Source organism: Symbiobacterium turbinis, from assembly GCF_055383075.1.
On the sequence record NZ_AP042433.1, the window covers coordinates 1,806,580 to 1,824,222 of the forward strand.

Below are 17,643 nucleotides of genomic sequence, written 5' to 3' on the forward strand. Positions count from 1 at the left end.
GGCCGGCGCCGCCCCCCGCATCGGTCCCGCTACGGCATGGTGACCTTGCCCAGCGACTCGGAGCCGGTCGGGTTGGGCACGTACCCGGTGATGCCCTTGCGGACGGCGATCGGCACGCGGGTGTGCATGAGCGGCACCCACGGCGCGTCCTCCATGATCTTCACCTGCGCCTGCTCGTACAGCCGGGTGCGCTCCGCCTGGTCGGTGGTCTGGCGGGCGCGGATCAGGAGGTCGTGCACCTCGTCGCTCATGTAGAAGGCGATGTTGCCGGCGTCAGGCGTGACGGCGTTGTCCTTGTCCAGCAGCACGTAGAGGAAGTTGTCGGGGTCGCCGTTGTCGCCGGTCCAGCCCAGCAGGGCCATGGTGTGCTCGCCCATGCCGGTCTTCTCCAGGTAGGTGCCCCACTCGTAGGTCACGATCTCGGCCTCGATGCCCACTTCCCGCAGGTAGTTCTGCAGGGCGACCCCGATGCGCTCCGGCTGCGGCATGTAGGGCCTCGGCACCGGCATGGCCCAGAGTTCGGTGCGCAGCGGGTTGTCAGGCCCGTAGCCGGCCTGGGCCAGCAGCTCCTTCGCCTTCTCCGGGTCGTACTCGTACTTGGGCACGTTGGGGTTGTGGCCCCAGACCGAAGGCGGCAGCGGCGAGACGGCCGGGATGCCCATGCCGCCGTAGAAGGCGGTGTTCAGCTCTTCCTTGTTGACGGCGTGGTTGATCGCCCGGCGGATGAGCACGTTGTCGAACGGCGGCTTCTGGGTGTTGAAGGCCAGGTAGCCGATGTTCATCGGCGGCCGCTCGATGATGTCGAACTGGCCCGTCGCCTGAATGGTCGGCAGGAAGGCGGGCTCCACGCCGTCCATCACGTCGAGTTCGCCGGCCTGCAGGGCGACGAGACGGGCGTTGTTGTCGGGAATCGAGCGGTAGATCAGCCGGTCAATCGCCGGCCGGCCGCCCCAGTAGTCGGGGTTGGCCTCCAGCACGATGCGGTCTTCCTTGGTCCAGGAGACGAACTTGAAGGGGCCGGTGCCCACCGGATGGTCGTTCAGCCCCTGGGGGTTCTCCTGGAGGGCCTTCGGGCTGGCGATGCCAAACGGCACCATGGCGATGTCCTGCAGGAACGACGCCTGCACCTGCTTCAGCACGAACTTGACCGTGTACGGGTCGACGACTACCACGTCCTGGATGACCGAATCCTCGTCGAACCCGCCGAACATGTAGCTGTAGTACGGGAAATCGCCGCCGACGTGCAGCGGGTCAGAGGTGTTGCGCCACCGGTCGAAGTTGATCTTCACGGCCTCGGCGTTGAATTCGGTGCCGTCGTGGAACTTCACGCCCTGGCGGAGCCGGAAGGTCCACTCCAGGCCGTCCTGGCTGGGCTCCCACTCGGTCGCCAGCACCGGAACGACCCCGGTGCCGCCCGGTTCGTAGTCCAGGAGGCCCTCGTAGATCTGGTGCGTGACCTTCAGCGACTCACCGTCGGTCACCTGAATCGGGTCCAGCGAGATCGAGTCGCCGCCGCGGCCCCAGACCAGCACCTTCTCCTGCGCGGCCGGCGGCTCCGGCGACGTTGCCTGAGTACCGTTCTGCTGCGGGGCTTGCGGGGCGCCCGAGTCCCCGGTCTGCGGGCCGCCGTCAGGTCCCTGGGATGTGGAGCCGCCGCCGCTGCAGGCGGAAAGCGCCACCAGGGCCGCCAGAGCCAGACCGACCGCCCACCGGAACCGCTTGGTGCGAACCCCCATGAACCGAATCCCTCCCTCTGTGTGTACCGGGCCGTGCGCCCGGGGTTAAGGCAATGAAATTGGACGTGGGAGCCCGCAGGTCCTCTTTGAAAAGTATGTTCTCTCGTAATCTTCAATGAAGTCGTTCCTATCACACCTCGTGGCGACATGAAGGGCTCGGTCCGGCGGCACCCCGACGCCCCGTGAGGGCACAGCCTGGGAGCCGGCCCGGGGCCCCGCCCGGCGGCGGCGCTTCTGCGCGGCAGGGGCCAGGTCTGGCCTCATGCTCCTGCTGCGCGCCGGGGGCCAGGTCCTGCGGCGATACACCGCCGCCGGACCCGGCCCCCGTTCTTCCCGCTCTGTCCGCGCTCAGTCGATCCACGTGCAGTTCCATTCGCCCAGCCACTGCCAGTACATTAACACCGGGTGTACGACCAGCCACGAGTCGGATTCCGGATTATAGTCCACGTGCTTGAAGCCATGCGGGTAGTTCGAGAACTCGCCGAAGTACGTCAGGAACACCGTCGCGTCCAGGTCGGGATAGGCCTTGCCGACCAGGAAAGCCACATCCCCCACGAACGCCTGCACCACGGCGCGGTAGCGCCCCACGTCGCCGCCCAGCACCATGGCCGTGAGGTAGTTGTAATACGCCTCGTCGTCCATCACGATCCACAGGATGTCCGGGGCTTCCCCGTAGACCCCCGTCGAATCGGGAACCAGCACGTAATCCACAGCCACTTCATATTCGCCCAGGTAGAACCCGGGGTGAGATTGATACAGCACCGCAACCAGGTTCTCGGGGGTGATGCGGTTCGCGCCGGGCAGATCCCGGGGCGGCCCCGCCTGCGCCAGCACCTGCCGCACGTACTGCATGGGAATGGCGAAGTTCAGGTTCTGCCCGTCCTTCAGGTAGGCGAAGGTGATCCCGATGAGCTGGCCCTGCCGGTCGAATAGCCCGCCGCCGCTGCTGCCCTGGGAGATCGGCGCGCTCACCTGGATCACGTCGAACCCGTCCATGCTGCGGCGGGCGCTGACGATCCCCGTCGAGACCGTGTTGGTCAGGCCGATGGGGCTGCCGATGGCCACCACGTCCTCGCCGATGCGGGCGGGGCTGGTGCGGATCGTCACCGGCTCCAGCCGGCCGCTCACCTGCAGCACCGCCAGATCCCACGCCTCATTGAACGCCGTCATGCCCACGACCGGGATGCGGCCGCCCGACTCGGTGACCAGCTCCGCGGACCAGGCCTCGTTCACCACGTGATAGTTGGTGACGACCTCGTCCTCCGTCACCGCCACCGCGCTGCCCGTGCTGATCAGCCGGCCGCCGTAGTCAAACACGTCCACACGGAAGACACGTGTGCGCAGCTCCGCCGCGAGCCCCTCCACCGTCGGAACCTGGCCCGCCGAGTCCTCCAGCTCCTGCAGCCGGCGCAGGGCCGCATCCAGCTGGCTGCGCAGCACCTCGTTCTCCTGCTTCAGGGCTTCGTTCTCGGCCTGAAGCACCGCGTTCAGGGTCCTGAGACTCTCATTTTCCGACTTCAGCGATTCATTCAGATCGACCAGGAGGCCCGTCATGGACGATTCCGCGTCCGTGCCGGCCGTCTGCTGACCGACATCCGGGGCCGCCAGCGCCGCCGGTCCGCCCGGCGGGGTCAGGAGGAGAGAGAGGACGAGCACCGGCAGCAGAAGAAGGTTACGCCGCATGCGCATCGGAACACCACCTCGCCTCACAACAGCCCGAAGCCTACGTCGCTGCATACCTCCCCACGATGCCCTTGCCCAGTTCGATGACGGCCGCCCGCAGCTCGGGCGGCTCCAGCACCTCCGCGCTGCCGCCGAAGCCGGCCAGCCAGCGCGCGAGCTCGCCCGTCCCCCGCGCCTCCATGCGCAGGATCACCGACCCGCCTTCCTCCTCCTCCACCCGCTGCGAGGGGTGCCAGACGGTCTCCCGCACCAGCCTGGCCACCGACCGGTCGAACCTGACCCGCACGTGCATGAGCGGCCCGAACTCAATGCCCCACACGTCGCTGAGGTACTGCTCCAGGTCAAAGTCCGCCGGCCGCTCGAAGGTGCTGCTCAGCACCTGCGCCTCCAGGATGCGGTTTGCGCGGAAGATGCGGATCTCCTCGCGCAGCTCGCAGAAGCCGATGAGGTAGAGCGCCGTGCCCCGGTAGGCCATGCCGTAGGGGCGGACGACCCGCGGAACGGGCTGCTCGGCATGGAGCGCCTGGTAGAGGATGCGCAGGGGATGCGGCCCCTCCACCGCCGCGCGGCAGGCGGCCTCCACATCCGGAGATGGAGGCAGGGAGTACGCCTGGATGGGGTCCACCACCAGGGTCTGGTTCAGGCCGCTGGCCATCTCCTGCTGCTTGGCGGGGAGCACGGCGAGCAGCTTCTCCCGGGCGCTGTGGGCGGCCGTGCCTGCCAAGGGCCGCTTCCGCAGGCCAAAGTCCAGCGCGGCCATCAGGGCCAGCACCTCATCGGGCTCGAACTGAACCGGCCGCACCTTGAAGGTGTCAAGCACCGCGTAGCGGCCGCCGTCTCGCACCACGGGCACCCCCATCTGCTCCAGGAAGGCCAGGTCGCGGTAGACCGACCGGCGCGTCACCCCGAAGCGCCGGGCCAGGTCATCGGCCCGCGGCCTGCCGCCCCCCATCAGCAGCGTCAGCAGTTGGAAGCGGCGCTCCAGTGCGCGTGCGGATCCGGCGGTCATGGGGCATCCCTCCACCCGTGAGGCATCGAAGTTCCGTCAGCGGATGCCTTCCCCAGATCGAGCGGAATATCCTGCCTTTACCCGGCGTTCTGCGGCGTTATGTAACCCTGGAGCAACAGCCGCATATGCTGTGGTGGAGGGATCACCCATGACGATGCCTTTCGGCTGGGGCCGCGACGACGACTGGTGGGACGACGACTGGGACGACTGGGGCGGAAGCTGGGGCAACCCGTGGCAGCGCCGCCGCCGCCGCAGGCGTTTCCCGCGCTTCGGCAAGTTCCCGTTCCAGAAGTTCGATAAGTTTAGTAAGTTCGGCAAGTCCCCCTGGGGAAAGCGCTTCTGGTAAGCAGCCGCGCTGTATGACTTACCGCAGGGCCTGCCGCCTGCCATCGGCGCAGGCCCTGCGCCGCGCCTTCGCCGCCCGGCTTGCAACGTCTCGCCCCCTCGGCCCTGCCTGCAACGTCTCGCCCCCTCGGCCCTGCCTGCAACGCCTCGCGCCCCCGGCCCCTGCCTGCAGCGTCTCGCCCCCTCGGCCCCTGCCTGCAGCGTCTCGCCCCCTCGGCCCCTGCCTGCAGCGTCTCGCCCCCTCGGCCCCTGCCTGCAACGCCTCGCGCCCCAGCCCCGGCCCCCGGCCCGCATCGCCTCGCCCCCTCGGCCCGGGCGCTGCTGCGCCGGGCTACCGCCCCCGGCGGCTGCGGAAGCCCTCCCGGCGCATGCGCTTGCGGGTTGTGGCGTCGTACGGCGCCGACGTGATGGCCTCCGCCTGCGCCCGCAGCGCCGCCGCCTGCTCGCGCGCGCCGCTGTCGCCCGCGGCGGACTGCGCCTCCAGCTCCTCAGCCGCCCGGAAGAGACGGATGGCCGCCCCCCGCAGGTCGCCCCGGTCGGCCAGATCCACGGCCTCATCCCAGGCAGCGCTGGCCTCGCTGAGCCGCACCTGGCGCATGACCGCCTCGTTGGGCGGCTCGCTGAGGCGCGCCGGGTCGTCGGTGACCGCCAGGGACACCTCGGCCTCGATGGTGCCCGGCTGGCCGCCCGCCACGGCCGGCAGGTAGTGGAGCACCACCCGGGCCAGCTTCCCGTTTGCAGGCGGCGCCGCCACCGCCAGGCGCACTAGCACGTGCTTCACCTCGGCTGCATACAGGTCGGGCAGCGTCACCACCGCCCGGTGCGGGGTCCCCTCCGGCCGGTAGCCCAGCATCCCGCTCACTGCGACGCCCGGCTCCGCCTCGATGGTCAGCTGCAGCCCCTGCGCCGCCACCTGGAGCAGCCCCTGAAGCTCTTCCTCAAAGATCTTCGGGATCTGGTCGGGGTCTTCGATGAAGTGGAAGTTTCCGCCCCCGGCCTCCGCCAGGGCGACCAGCAGGTCTTCGTTGAAGCCGGGCCCGACGCCCATGGTGCTGAGGCCGAGCCCCTGTTCCCGCCAGGCCCTGGCCCAGCCCACCAGCACGTCGGGATCGGTGACGCCGGCGTTGGCCAGGCCGTCGGTCATCAGCAGCACGCGGCTCACCCGGTCCGCGCCGGCGTGCGGGCGGATCTGCTGCATGCCCGTCGCCAGGCCGCCACTGAGGTTGGTGGTACCGCCGGCGGTGATGCCGTCCACCATGAGCTTCACGGCATCCTTGTGCACCACCGGTTGGCTGGCAAAGGGCACCCGCACCTCGTGGTCGTACGTGACGATGGCCAGACGATCGGCCTCGGCCATCTGATCCACCAGAAAGCGCAGGGCCTGCTTGGTGAAGAACAGCTCGGCCCCGGCCATGGAGCCTGACCGGTCCACCACGGCGGCCAGGTTGAGCGGTGGGCGGCCGCCCGGGGCCTTCATCTCCGGCGCCGCGAGCGTGACCAGAAGGTACAGCTCACCCCCCGAGGGGCTGATGCAGGTGCGGTCCAGTTGGGTGCAGAGTGTAAGTGCGTGGGTCATCGGATCGACCTCCCTCCGCCCCCAGCATAGCCCGGGGCGGTGACAGCGTACTGTCACCGGTCCGGCCGGACTTGCCAGCCAAACAACCGGATGGACAGGCCACTGCCGGGGATCGCGCCGGGCCACCTGGTGGAGCTCATGGGGCAGGATCCAGCTGCAGGATCCGCACCTCCCCGGCCCCGTGCCAGCGGGCGAACTCGTGGAGCGCCCGTTCCACCCGCCGGCGCACCCGGACGTCGCCCGCCGCCTCGGGCTCCAGCTGCAGGCGGTTCACCAGCAGCACGCCGCGCTGCCGGTCCAGCCTGGGGTCCATGCGGCCGATCAGGCGGTCACCGTGCAGGATGGGCATGGCGTAGTAGCCGTACCGCCGCTTCGCCGCAGGGGTGTACACCTCCCAGGTGTAGTCGAAGTCGAACAGGTCCTGCAGGCGGGGGCGGCGCCACAGCAGGTTGTCCAGCGGAGCGATGAACCGGACGGCGGGCCGCGGCTCCCATCCCTCCGCCGCCTCCAGCAGCGGCCGGTCCGCGGCCAGGGCGTAGTACCGCCGCCGCACCCCCTCGATGGCCACCTCCACCCACTCGCCCGCGGCCACCTTCTCTTCCGCGAGCTCCCGCCGCCTGGCGGCGGTGTAGGTCTGCCAGCCGAACCGGAAGTCGCCCAGGTCGGTGAGCCGGTAGGCCCGCATGTACTTGTCCAGCAGGAAGCCCTGCCACCCGGCCTCGCCCTCGGTTACCTGCGGCGCGGACCACGGGCGCGAGACGTCCACCTCGGTGAGCACCTGCGCGGCCCCGCCGTCCCGGGCCGGGCCGGATCCAGGCTCATCGACCGATCCCGGCGGGCCCAGGCCCGCCTGCTCCTCGGCCGGCTTGCTCGCCTGCCCCTCAGCCGGCAAGCTCGCCTGCCCCTCAGCCGGCTTGCTCTCCCGCCCCTCAGTCGGCAGGCTCTCCCGCTCCTCGGCCGAGAGGCGCCCCTGCTCCGCGGCCGGCAGGCGCCCCTGCTCCGCGGCCGGCAGTCTCTCCTGCTCCGCGGCCCGCACCCTCTCCTGCTCATCCCGCAGCAGCGGTGAGCGCAACGTCTCCGGTCCCTCCGGCAGGCCGGCCGCGACGCGCCGGGGCAGAAACCGCTCCCCCAGGTCGTACCACTTCTCGTTGCCCTCCCGCCGTGCGACGAAGACCTCGCCGCCCAGCCAGAGCAGGTCCAGGGCACGCCCCGAGGCCTTGGATGGCTTGTCCGGCGGGTTGTAACCGATGCCCATCAGGCGCGGGCCGTCGTTGCCCAGATCCCGGGGCTGGAGCGGCCCCGCCTCGCGCAGGCGCCGCAGCACGTCGACCATACTGCCGGCCAGGGCCTCTCTGGCCGGCAGCTCGCGCGCGGCGAGCATGATCGGCCAGAATGCGGGCAGGTCTCGCATGGGCAGCACGCAGCGGGCGTTGGCCAGGTACTCGAACACCTCCCCGGCGGCGAAGAGGCCGTCCAGGTGCTCAGGGCGGTAGCCCGCCACCCGGTTGCGCAGGACGAGGTGGTGGTTCCGCTCGACCACGGCGATGGGGTCCAGCTGCACCGCCTCCAGCCGTTCCAGGGCCCGGATCACGCCGGCGCGCCCCCTGAGCTCGCTTCTCCACGGCCGGATGCCCGGCGCCTCCAGGAGTCCCTGCACATACAGCAGGTAGCGGCGTGCAGCCATCTTTGATACTCGCAGAACCACGGGCCCTCCCTCCTTCGTGCCGGAATGTTCGCCCTGCCGGAGCAGCGCTCCTTCCCTTCCATTCCCAAGCCCCGCGCAGCGGGCTGCGAGCGCCTGCGCTTGACTGTCGTATGGACGAAGTGATAGACTGCCTATGTATCTCTAGACGAAATGAGTTGAAGTCCATTGTCACGAGCGAATCACTTCACCGATGCGTCGCTGGCGGAGATCAAGCAGGGCTACGCCGAAAGCGCCGAGTATTACACCTGCCTCTGCTGCGGGGAGCAGATCGAGAAGGGCGTCATCTACCCGGTCGGCGACCGGCTGTACGACGCCGGGCGCTACATCCGGCACCACATCGCCGAGGCGCACGGCTCCGTCTTCGCCCATCTGGTCAGGCTGGACAAGTCTGCCCACGGGTTGACCGACCTGCAGCGGCGGCTGCTGGCCCTGTTCTATGAGGGCAAGAGCGACGAGGAAATCCGGCAGGCGATCGGCGCCGGCTCCACCTCCACTGTGCGGAACCATCGCTTCATCCTGAAGGAGAAGGAGCGCCAGGCCCGGCTCTTCCTGGCGATCATGGAGCTGCTGCACGAGCGCCGGCGCGCCGAGGCGGACGGATCCGGCGGGCCCGTACGGCGGCGCAGGCGCGGACCACGCCCGGCGGACGAGCGGGAGCGGATCCTGGCGCGGTACTTCCCCCACGGGCTGGAGGGACCGCTGCAGGGGTTCAGCGGCGCCACGCCGGAGAAGCACCGGCGCATCATCGCCGCCGCGGTCGCAGAGCGGTTCGTCCCCGGCCGCCGCTACAGCGAGCGGGAGGTCAACGCTATCCTGGAGCCCATCGCAGAGGACTATGTACTGCTCCGTCGCTGCCTGGTCGACTTCGGCCACCTGAGCCGGCTGCCCGACGGCAGCGAGTACTGGCGCAGCGACGGGAGCGAAGAGAGGGTGAACCCCATGGATCGCAGGAAAGAACTGAAGCGGCTCGCCCGGGAGATGAAGACCGAGGGCGGCGTCTTCCAGGTGCGCAACGTGAAGAACGGCATGGTCTGGGTGGGGGTCACGCCCAACTTCCGGTCCCTGAACGGCCAGCGGTTCCAGCTGGAGAACGGCTCGCACGTCAGCCGCGAGCTGCAGCAGGCCTGGAACGAGTTCGGCTCCGACGCCTTCGTGTTCGAACCGCTTGAAACCCTGGAGGAGCCCGAGACCGGCTACTTCGACCGGGACAGGGCGCTGAAGAAGCTGAAGCAGAAGTGGCTGGAGAAGCTGCAGCCCTTCGGCGAGCGGGGCTACAACCTGCCCCGGGAGCTGGAGGAAGAGGAGAACTGAAAACCGTTTGGTACAGGCCCGCCCGCCCCACCCGGGGCGGGCGGTGTCTTTCCCGCTGTGATTCCCCTTCAGCCGCTACGGCGTCGTATCCGCAAGTGGTCCGAGTGCGCCGGTACGGCAGCCGACTCCATCAGCCCTCAATTACCAGCACCCTATTCCTTCAACCTACAACGTCTCGTGAAGTGGCCCCGGCGCCCCTCAACCCCGGCCGATTTCCACGTCGCTCCGCCTCCAAGTTGAAATCCGCCGCACTTCCCGCCCCGCAGCCAATCCCTTCAGCCCTCAACCACCCGGCAACCGGTCCCGGCGCCCACCAACCCCGGCCGATTTCCACTTTGCTCCGCCTCCAAGTTGAAATCCGCCGCACTTCCCGCCCCGCAGCCAATCCCTTCAACCTTCAACCACCCGCCAGCTGGTCCCGGCGCCCACCAACCCCGGCCGATTTCCACTTCGCTTCCACACCAAGTCGTTCCGCCGCACTTCCCGCCCCGCAGCCAATCCCTTCAGCCCCCAACCACCCGCCAGCTGGTCCCGGCGCCCACCAACCCCGGCCGATTTCCACTTCGCTTCCACACCAAGTCGAAATCCGCCGCACTTCCCGCCCCGCAGCCAATCCCTTCAGCCCTCAACCACCCGGCAACCGGTCCCGGCGCCCACCAACCCCGGCCGATTTCCACTTCGCTCACAGCTAAAGTCGAAATCCGCCGCACTTCCCGCCCCGCAGCCCACTCCTTCAATCCTCAACCACCCGGCAACCGGCCCCGGCGCCCACCAACCCCGGCTGTCTTCCACTTCCCTCCCAGGCAAAGTCGAAATCCGCCGCACTTCCCGCCCTGCAGCCAATCCCTTCAACCCTCCACCACCCGGCAACCGGCCCCGGCGCCAACCAACCCCGGCCGTTTTCCACTTTGCTCACAGCTAAAGTCGAAATCCGCCGCACTTCCCGCCCCGCAGCCAATCCCTTCAGCCCTCAACCACCCGGCAACCGGTCCCGGCGCCCACCAACCCCGGCCGATTTCCACTTCGCTCACAGCTAAAGTCGAAATCCGCCGCACTCCCCGCCCCGCAGCCCACTCCTTCAACCCTCCACCACCCGGCAACCGGCCCCGGCGCCCACCAACCCCGGCCGTTTTCCACTTTGCTCCCGCTCCAAGCCGAAATCCGCCGCACTTCCCGCCCCGCAGCCCACTCCTTCAATCCTCAACCACCCAGCAACCGGCCCCGGCGCCACTCAACCCCGGCCGATCTCCACTTCCCTCCCAGGCAAAGTCGAAATCCGCCGCACTCCCCGCCCCGCAGCCCACTCCTTCAATCCTCAACCACCCGGCAACCGGCCCCGGCAGCGCGCACGAACTGAAGCCAGCTGCGACCGCCGCAGACCCACAGAGCCCACACGTACAGGCTCACGCAGGGGGTATCCCCCGCAACCCCACCGGCGAAGGTCCCCCGCCAACCCGCCCCGAAGCCGCCAACAGCACACCGAGAAGGCAAGAAATGCACCCGACTCCCCCGCCCGGGTGCATTTCTCAATCGCAACCACGCCCCCACCACTCACGCACTCCCCCAAAGCCAGGAACGCGCAGCCCCCAGGCACCCTTACCCCCGCAAATGCCTGATCTCCTCGGTCAGCGCCGGCAGCACCTCGTGCAGGTCGCCCACCACGCCGTAGTCCGCCACGCCGAAGATCGGCGCCTCGGGGTCCGAGTTAATCGCCACGATGCAGCCCGCGGGCGTGATGCCGGCGACGTGCTGGATGGCGCCCGAGATGCCGCACGCAATATAGAGCTTCGGCCGCACCGACTTGCCCGTCTGGCCCACCTGGTGGTCGGCGGAGATCCAGCCCTCGTCCACAGCGGCCCGCGATGCGCCCACCGCGCCGCCCAGCGCATCGGCGAGCTCCTGCAGCAGCCTGAAGCCCTCCTTGCCGCCAACGCCCCGGCCGCCGGCGACGATGATCTCCGCCGACTCCAGGTCGACGCCGCCGTTGACGGCCTCCTTGATCACCTGCAGCACCTGCACCCGGATCCGCTCCCCGGGCACACGGATCTCCTCCCGAATGATCTCCGCGTGGCCCACCCCGGGCTGCGGCTTCGGGAAGACCCCGGGGCGCACCGTGCCCATCTGCGGGCGGTGGTCCGGGCACATGATGGTGGCCATCAGGTTCCCGCCGAACGCGGGGCGGGTCCAGGCGACCAGGCCGGTCCTCTCGTCGATGTCCAGCGAGGTGCAGTCCGCGGTCAGGCCGGTGCCCAGGCGGCAGGCGAGCCGCGGCGCCAGGTCGCGGCCGTTCTGCGTGGCCCCGATCAGCATGGTGGTGGGGCCGTACTTCCGCACCAGGCGGTCAAGCGCCTCGGTATAGGCGTCCGTGGAGTACTCCCGGTACTCCTCGCCCTCCACCACGATCACCGTGTCCGCCCCGTGGGCCGAGGCGGCCTGCACGGCTCCCTGCACGTTGTGGCCGATCACCACCGCCACCAGCGCCCCGCCCTGCTTGTCCGCCAGGGTCCGGCCGGGATTCAGGAGCTCCAGCCCCACGTTCCGGGCCGAGCCGTCGGCATAGGTCTCAATCAGTACCCATACATCCTTGCTCCTGGTCTCCATCCGCTCACCTCCCGTCAGATGTAGTTGGCTTCGCTCAGCAGTTCGATCAGCCGCATGGCCGACGCCTGGCAGCAGTCCTCACGGACGATCACGGTCCCCTGCTTCCGGGGCGGGACGAAGGAGCGCTTCACCTTGGTCGGCGACCCCTTGAGGCCGATGCGGGTCTCGTCGATATCCGGGAGATCCTCCAGCCCGATGACGGGGATCTCCGCCCGCAGCGCCGCCAGACGCCGCTTCAGCGGCGCAAGCCGCGGGTCCCACGGGGGCCTGGAGAAGGTGACGAGGCACGGCAGGGCCACCCGGACCACCATCTTGCCCTCGTCCGCCTCCCGCACCACCTTCAGACTCTCCCCCTCCACCTCCGCCTGCAGGGCGTACGTCACCTGGGGCAGGCCCAGGTGCTCGGCGATTTGCGGGCCCACCTGGGCCGTGTCGCCGTCGATCGCCTGCTTGCCGCAGAAGATGGCGTCGAACGGCCCCTCCCGCTCCGCCACCTTCCGGATGGCGGTGCTGAGGATGTAGCTGGTGGCCATGGTGTCGGAACCGCCGAAGCGCCGGCCAGAGACCAGGTAGGCTCTGTCCGCCGCCATGGCCAGGCAATCCTGCAGCGCGGCCTTCGCCTGCTCGGGGCCCATCGAGATCACCACGATCTCCGTCTCCGGGTGCCGGTCCTTGATGCGGGCGGCGGCCTCCAGCGCGCACCGGTCGTAGGGGTTGACGATGCTCGGCACGCCCGAGCGGATCAACGTGTGAGTGACCGGATCGATCTTGATCTCCGCCGTATCCGGCACCTGCTTCACACAGACCAGGATCTTCACCGCTCGCTTCCCTCCTTCGGCGGCAGCACCATGGCCTCGCCCTCCAGCACGGTCTCGCCCCGCTGGTTGGCGCAGGTGGTGCGCAGCCGCAGCCGCTTGCCGTTCACGATCTCGGCGACCTCCACCGTCGCCGTGATGGTGTCGCCGATCTTCACCGGCGCCGTGAAGTTCAGGGTCTGGCTCACGTAGATGGTGCCGGGGCCGGGCAACTTCATCCCGATCGCGGCCGAGATGAGCCCGGCGGTGAGGATGCCGTGAGCGATGCGCCCGCCGAACCGGGTCTCCCGGGCCCACTCCTCGTTGACGTGGGCCGGGTTCAGGTCGCCGGTGATGCCGGCGAAGAGGTAGACGTCGGTCTCCGTGATGGTCTTGGTCACAGAAGCCTTGTCGCCGATCTGATACCGCACTGCGATCCCTCCTCCTTGCGTGACCGCTCCCGCTACCGCAGCTGGTGGCCGGCGATCACCATGCGCATCACTTCGGAAGTGCCTTCGTAGATCTCGGTGATCTTGGCGTCGCGCATCAGCCGCTCGACGGTGGTGCCCTTGATGTAGCCGATGCCGCCGTGGATCTGCACCGCCTTCACCGTCTGCTGCATGGCGGTCTCGGAGGCGAAGAGCTTGGCCATGGCGGCCTCTCTGGAGTGGGGCTGGCCCTGGTCCTTCAGCCAGGCGGCGTGGTAGACCAGGTGACGCGCCGCCTGCACCTGCGTGGCCATGTCGGCGATCATCCACTGGATCGCCTGGTTGGCGGCGATGGGCCTGCCGAACTGCTTGCGCTCCCTGGCCCACTTCACCGACTCCTCCAGCGCCGCCTGGGCGATGCCCAGGGCCTGCGCGGCGATGCCGATCCGCCCGCCGTCCAGCGTCATCATCGCGATCTTGAAGCCCTGGCCCTCCTTGCCCAGCAGGTTGCCTGCCGGCACCCGCACGTCCTTCAGCAGGATCTCGGTGGTGTTGGAGCCCCGGATGCCCATCTTGGACTCCTCGTTGCCGACGGAGACGCCGGGGTAGCTCTTCTCGACCACGAAGGCGGAGATGCCCCGGGTGCCCTGCGACTTGTCGGTCATGGCGAAGACGATCAGCACGTCGGCCTTCCCGCCGTTGGTGATGAAGACCTTGGTGCCGTTCAGCACGTAGTGGTCGCCGTCCCGGACGGCGGTGGTCGTCTGCGCCGCGGCGTCGGTGCCGGCCCCGGCCTCGGTCAGGCAGAAGGCCCCCAGCCACTCGCCGGAGCAGAGCTTCGGCAGGTAGCGCCGCTTCACGTCCTCGGAGCCGAACTGGTAGATCGGCCACGTCGCCAGCGAGGTGTGGGCCGACAGGATCACGCCGGTGGAGGCGCAGACCCGGGAGATCTCCTCCACGGCGAGGATGTAGCTGAGGGTGTCGGCCCCCGCGCCGCCGTACTCCTCGGGAAACGGGATGCCCATCAGGTCCAGCTGCGCCATCGCGGCCACCGACTCCGCCGGCCACCGGGCCGCTTCGTCGATCTCCGCCGCGATGGGCGCGCAGTACCGCTCGGCGAATTCCCGGGCGGCCTGGCGAACCAGCTTCTGTTCCTCGGTCAGTCTGAACATGCGGTGTCCTCCTCGATGGGTGGGTTCGGCTGTGGCCGCTGCATGTGAACGTTATATTTTTCACAAATCCGCCCGCACAGGGGCCGTCGTTGATGAACTCGGGTCCCCGATCACAGGCGGCCCCTGACGGACGGGGCCACGTCAACAGTCGGCAGTCGGGTCCCCAGAGGCGGGGCCCTTTCCGCAGCCCGGTCCCGGGGCGGCGGCGCGGCCGCCGCCCCGGGCCGCAGAATGCTTACGGCCGCTCCACGATCATGGCGATGCCCTGACCGCCGCCTATGCAGAGAGTCGCAAGCCCGTAGCGGGTCTCCCGCTTCTGCATCTCGTGCAGCAACGTGACCAGGATGCGTGTTCCCGATGCGCCGATGGGGTGACCCAGGGCGATGGCGCCGCCGTTGACGTTGACCTTCGCAAAATCGAACTGGAGCTCCCGGGCCACGCCCAGCGCCTGGGCAGCGAAGGCCTCGTTGGCCTCGATCAGGTCGATCTGATCGAGCGTCAGGCCCGCCCTGGCCAGGGCCTTGCGGGTCGCCGGGACGGGGCCCATGCCCATGATGCGGGGCTCCACGCCGGCGGAGGCGTAGGCGCGGATGACCGCCAGGGGCGTGAGGCCCAGCTCCTTCGCCTTGTCGGCGGACATGACCAGCACCGCGGCCGCGCCGTCGTTGATGCCCGAGGCGTTGCCGGCCGTCACGGTGCCGTCCTTCTTGAAGGCCGGCCGCAGCTTCGCCAGCCCGTCCAGGGTGCTGCCGAAGCGCGGGAACTCGTCGGTGTCGAAGACGACCTCGCTCTTGCGGGTGCGGACCGTGACCGGCACGATCTCGTCCTTGAACCGGCCCGCCTTGATCGCCGCCTCGGCCTTGTTCTGGGAGGCCAGGGCGAACTCGTCCTGCTCCTCACGGGTGATGCCGTACTGCTCGGCGATGTTCTCGGCCGTGATGCCCATGTGGCAGTCCTCGAAGGCGCACCAGAGGCCGTCCTTGATCATCGTGTCGATGACCTGGCCGTGGCCCATGCGGTAGCCCGAGCGGGCCTGGGTCAGGGCGTACGGGGCCAGCGACATGTTCTCCTGGCCGCCGGCGACGACGATGTCGGCGTCGCCCGCCATGATGGCCTGTGCGGCCAGGGCGACGGTCTTCAGGCCGGAGCCGCAGACCTTGTTGATGGTGGTCGCCGGCACGGTCGCCGGGATCCCGGCCTTCAGGGCCGCCTGGCGGGCCGGGTTCTGGCCCTGCGCCGCGGTCAGGATCTGGCCCATCAGCACCTCTTCCACCATCTCCGGCTTCACGCCGGCCCGCTCCAGCGCCGCCCGGATGACGATGGCGCCGAGTTCGTGGGCCGGCACGGTGCTGAGCGAGCCTCCGAAGGAGCCGATCGCCGTGCGGGCCGCCGAAACGATTACCGCTTCACGCACTTGGGCTGTACCTCCTTATCGGTCCACCCGCCTACATGTACCAGCCGCCGTTGCAGTCGATGACCGCCCCGGTCATGTACCAGGCCCGCGGCGAGGCGACCACGCCCACCCAGTAGGCGATGTCCTCGGGCTCGGCCCACTTCTGCACGGGGATCTTCGACGTGATCTCGTCCAGGTACTCCTTGGGATACTGCTTCATCATATCGGTGAGGATGTACCCCGGCGCCAGGGCGTTGACGGTGATGCCCTTCCGGGCCATCTCGATGGCCACTTCCTTGGTGAAGGCGATCAGCCCGCCCTTCGAGGCCGCGTAGTACGGGGTGCCGAAGACGCCGGTCCGGCCCACGTACGAGGCGATGTTGATGATGCGGCCCCAGCCCTTCTGCACCATGCCGGGGATGAACGCCCGGGTGCAGAGGAACGGGCCGGTCAGGTTGACGTCGATGACGGCGTCCCAGTCTTCCTTCTTCGACTTGCGCATGTGGCCGTCGCGGTTGATGCCCGCGTTGTTCACCAGGATGTCGACGGGGCCGATCTCCTCGGCCATCTTGTTCACCTGCGCCTCGTCGTTGACGAAGGCCGGGTAGAACCGGGCGTTCACGCCCAGCGCCTTCACCTCTTCCACCGTCTTCAGCGCCGTCTCCTCCATCTGCGGGACGTCGTTGACCACGATGTCGGCGCCCTTGCCGGCAAGTTCGAGCGCGATGGCGCGGCCCAGACCGCGGGCGGAACCGGTGACGAGCGCAAGCTTACCCTGGAGCTCCTTAACCATTACGCAATACCCCCTAGATGAGATTGAGGCTATGTGAGATCAAAGGTCGTTCGAAGCCGTGCGAGGCAGCTCTGCGGCCCTGGCCAGGTCTTCCACGTAAGCCCAGGCCTCTGCCAGCGTGCGGAACTGCCTTTCCTGCCCGGTCTGCACATGGCGGACCACCACCCGCCAGCAAGGGTCGGGGTTCCCTCCCCCATCCTGATCGCAGTAAAGGCGAACCACGAAAGAGGCGATGAGTGACGGGTTCAGGCCGTTCAACCCCCTGTTCTTCCGCCGTCAGCCCCGCAGCGCTTCACGCAGGAACGCGGAGGCCACCGCCTTGAAGCGGTCCGCCCGCTCCAGGAACATGCAGTGACCGGCCCGCTCCAGCATGGCCACGCGGCTGCCGGCAATGCGGCTTTGAATTTCGTGAATGTATGGCAGCGGTGTCAGCACGTCCTCATCCCCCGTCATGAGCAACGTGGGGCAGGTGATGTTGGACAGCTGCTCCAGCATGTCGAAGTGCGCAGCGCCCTCGATGAGGTTGGCCGCGGCGTGCACCGGAATGGCGGAACCCTTCTCCCGCCAGGGGCGCAGGGCCTCCCAGTGTTCATTCACGAAGGAGCGCCCCCAGATCCAGACCATGGAGACGTCGAACCGCACCGGGCCGCCGCCCGCCCGCATGGCGGACTGCCACGACTCGAGCTTGGCCTGCATGAAGGTGTCCGCCCGGCCGTAGGTGTTGGCCAGCACCAGCGCCGTCACCCGGTGCGGGTACAGCGCCGCGAAGCTCATGGCGATGAGCCCGCCGTTGGAGACCCCCAGCAGGGCCGCCTTCTCCACGCCCAGGGCGTCCAGCAGTGCGGCGAGGTCTGCGGTGTGCTGCGAAGGCAGGTAGGGACCGTCATCGGGCTTCGAGGAGCCCCCCTGACCCCGGCAGTCGTAGGTGAGCACGCGGAAGTGGTCGGTGTACGCGTCCAGATGGCCGCTCCAGCTGGAGAGGTCGGTGAGCAGGCCGTTGATCAGCACCAGCACCTGGCCGTCTTCCCTGCCCTGCCACTCGTAGCGGATATCGATCCCGTTGACATGCACCACGGGCATTCCGGTTCCCTCCCATC

14 protein-coding genes are annotated in these 17,643 nt (G+C 68.9%); 2 read left to right on the top strand and 12 right to left on the bottom strand.

Features of this window, described 5'->3' with window-relative positions:
• Window positions 1-29: 29 nt before the first annotated feature.
• The 3 genes from ACZ45O_RS08540 to ACZ45O_RS08550 all read right to left on the bottom strand — a co-directional run bounded on the left by ACZ45O_RS08540 (window position 30) and on the right by ACZ45O_RS08550 (window position 4,428).
• Entirely contained in the window at window positions 30-1,736 is a 1,707-nt protein-coding gene (locus tag ACZ45O_RS08540) for an ABC transporter substrate-binding protein (protein WP_464857427.1), read from the bottom strand.
• A 348-nt stretch (window positions 1,737-2,084) separates the two neighbouring features.
• Entirely contained in the window at window positions 2,085-3,425 is a 1,341-nt protein-coding gene (locus ACZ45O_RS08545) for a trypsin-like peptidase domain-containing protein (protein ID WP_464857429.1), read from the bottom strand.
• A 34-nt stretch (window positions 3,426-3,459) separates the two neighbouring features.
• A complete protein-coding gene (locus tag ACZ45O_RS08550) occupies window positions 3,460-4,428 on the bottom strand; it encodes a helix-turn-helix transcriptional regulator (protein WP_464857431.1) in 969 nt (322 codons plus the stop codon).
• Between the two features lie 148 nt (window positions 4,429-4,576).
• On the opposite strand from ACZ45O_RS08550, the gene ACZ45O_RS08555 reads away from it, so the two are divergent.
• A complete protein-coding gene (locus ACZ45O_RS08555; RefSeq protein ID WP_464857433.1) occupies window positions 4,577-4,774 on the top strand; it encodes a hypothetical protein in 198 nt (65 codons plus the stop codon).
• Window positions 4,775-5,104: 330 nt separating this feature from the next.
• Here the strand turns inward: ACZ45O_RS08555 and ACZ45O_RS08560 are convergent, their stop codons facing one another.
• Both ACZ45O_RS08560 and ACZ45O_RS08565 read right to left on the bottom strand, forming a co-directional pair.
• Entirely contained in the window at window positions 5,105-6,349 is a 1,245-nt protein-coding gene (locus ACZ45O_RS08560; RefSeq protein ID WP_464857435.1) for a vWA domain-containing protein, read from the bottom strand.
• A gap of 136 nt (window positions 6,350-6,485) precedes the next feature.
• On the bottom strand, window positions 6,486-8,054 hold the full coding sequence (locus ACZ45O_RS08565; RefSeq protein ID WP_464857437.1) for a DNA glycosylase AlkZ-like family protein: 1,569 nt from the start codon (window positions 8,052-8,054) through the stop codon (window positions 6,486-6,488).
• Between the two features lie 165 nt (window positions 8,055-8,219).
• On the opposite strand from ACZ45O_RS08565, the gene ACZ45O_RS08570 reads away from it, so the two are divergent.
• Window positions 8,220-9,365 carry a DUF2087 domain-containing protein gene (locus tag ACZ45O_RS08570; protein ID WP_464857439.1) on the top strand — a complete coding sequence of 382 codons (1,146 nt, stop codon included), beginning with the start codon at window positions 8,220-8,222 and terminating at the stop codon, window positions 9,363-9,365.
• Window positions 9,366-10,961: 1,596 nt separating this feature from the next.
• Here the strand turns inward: ACZ45O_RS08570 and ACZ45O_RS08575 are convergent.
• From ACZ45O_RS08575 to ACZ45O_RS08605, 7 genes are all read right to left on the bottom strand, one after another.
• The gene (locus ACZ45O_RS08575) at window positions 10,962-11,966 is read right to left on the bottom strand and encodes an electron transfer flavoprotein subunit alpha/FixB family protein (RefSeq protein WP_464857440.1); all 1,005 of its coding nucleotides are present in this window, start codon (window positions 11,964-11,966) and stop codon (window positions 10,962-10,964) included.
• Between the two features lie 14 nt (window positions 11,967-11,980).
• Complete coding sequence (locus ACZ45O_RS08580) at window positions 11,981-12,784, bottom strand: electron transfer flavoprotein subunit beta/FixA family protein (protein WP_464857442.1); 804 nt, start codon at window positions 12,782-12,784, stop codon at window positions 11,981-11,983.
• Window positions 12,781-13,191 (bottom strand): MaoC family dehydratase, encoded by a 411-nt coding sequence (locus ACZ45O_RS08585; RefSeq protein ID WP_464857444.1) that lies wholly within the window; start codon window positions 13,189-13,191, stop codon window positions 12,781-12,783. The genes ACZ45O_RS08580 and ACZ45O_RS08585 overlap by 4 nt, the downstream gene beginning before the upstream one ends.
• Window positions 13,192-13,223: 32 nt before the next feature.
• On the bottom strand, window positions 13,224-14,360 hold the full coding sequence (locus ACZ45O_RS08590) for an acyl-CoA dehydrogenase (RefSeq protein WP_464857446.1): 1,137 nt from the start codon (window positions 14,358-14,360) through the stop codon (window positions 13,224-13,226).
• A gap of 235 nt (window positions 14,361-14,595) precedes the next feature.
• Complete coding sequence (locus tag ACZ45O_RS08595) at window positions 14,596-15,774, bottom strand: acetyl-CoA C-acetyltransferase (protein ID WP_464857448.1); 1,179 nt, start codon at window positions 15,772-15,774, stop codon at window positions 14,596-14,598.
• Between the two features lie 31 nt (window positions 15,775-15,805).
• Window positions 15,806-16,546: a 3-oxoacyl-ACP reductase family protein gene (locus ACZ45O_RS08600; protein ID WP_464857450.1), complete on the bottom strand. Its 741-nt coding sequence runs from the start codon at window positions 16,544-16,546 to the stop codon at window positions 15,806-15,808.
• Window positions 16,547-16,822: 276 nt separating this feature from the next.
• Entirely contained in the window at window positions 16,823-17,626 is an 804-nt protein-coding gene (locus ACZ45O_RS08605) for an alpha/beta fold hydrolase (protein ID WP_464857452.1), read from the bottom strand.
• Window positions 17,627-17,643: the final 17 nt, after the last annotated feature.

Bases quoted from the DNA above. Each gene is read 5' to 3' on its own strand.
- ACZ45O_RS08545 (WP_464857429.1), bottom strand. From the start codon at position 3,425: ATGCGCATGCGGCGTAACCTTCTTCTGCTGCCGGTGCTCGTCCTCTCT.
- ACZ45O_RS08575 (WP_464857440.1), bottom strand. From the start codon at position 11,966: ATGGAGACCAGGAGCAAGGATGTATGGGTACTGATTGAGACCTATGCC.
- ACZ45O_RS08555 (WP_464857433.1), top strand. From the start codon at position 4,577: ATGACGATGCCTTTCGGCTGGGGCCGCGACGACGACTGGTGGGACGAC.
- ACZ45O_RS08560 (WP_464857435.1), bottom strand. From the start codon at position 6,349: ATGACCCACGCACTTACACTCTGCACCCAACTGGACCGCACCTGCATC.
- ACZ45O_RS08590 (WP_464857446.1), bottom strand. From the start codon at position 14,360: ATGTTCAGACTGACCGAGGAACAGAAGCTGGTTCGCCAGGCCGCCCGG.
- ACZ45O_RS08540 (WP_464857427.1), bottom strand. From the start codon at position 1,736: ATGGGGGTTCGCACCAAGCGGTTCCGGTGGGCGGTCGGTCTGGCTCTG.
- ACZ45O_RS08600 (WP_464857450.1), bottom strand. From the start codon at position 16,546: ATGGTTAAGGAGCTCCAGGGTAAGCTTGCGCTCGTCACCGGTTCCGCC.
- ACZ45O_RS08550 (WP_464857431.1), bottom strand. From the start codon at position 4,428: ATGACCGCCGGATCCGCACGCGCACTGGAGCGCCGCTTCCAACTGCTG.
- ACZ45O_RS08605 (WP_464857452.1), bottom strand. From the start codon at position 17,626: ATGCCCGTGGTGCATGTCAACGGGATCGATATCCGCTACGAGTGGCAG.